General features: G+C 50.7%; 1 rRNA gene. It reads left to right on the forward strand.

The window, feature by feature from the left end:
- Positions 1 to 22: 22 nt before the first annotated feature.
- A 23S ribosomal RNA gene (locus ACH1XZ_RS23230) occupies positions 23 to 375 on the forward strand; the annotation flags it as partial.

A 375-nucleotide genomic window follows, 5' to 3' on the forward strand; every position in this document is an offset into this window, starting at 1 on the left:
AAGAAACATCTTCGGGTTGTGAGGTTAAGCGACTAAGCGTACACGGTGGATGCCCTGGCAGTCAGAGGCGATGAAGGACGTGCTAATCTGCGATAAGCGTCGGTAAGGTGATATGAACCGTTATAACCGACGATTTCCGAATGGGGAAACCCAGTGTGTTTCGACACACTATCATTACGTGAATACATAGCGTAATGAAGCGAACCGGGGGAACTGAAACATCTAAGTACCCCGAGGAAAAGAAATCAACCGAGATTCCCCCAGTAGCGGCGAGCGAACGGGGAGCAGCCCAGAGCCTGAATCAGCATGTGTGATAGTGGAACGGTATGGAAAGGCCGGCGATACAGGGTGATAGCCCCGTACACAAAATTGCAT

The organism is Kluyvera chengduensis (assembly GCF_044197065.1).
Lineage (GTDB): Bacteria > Pseudomonadota > Gammaproteobacteria > Enterobacterales > Enterobacteriaceae > Kluyvera > Kluyvera ascorbata_C.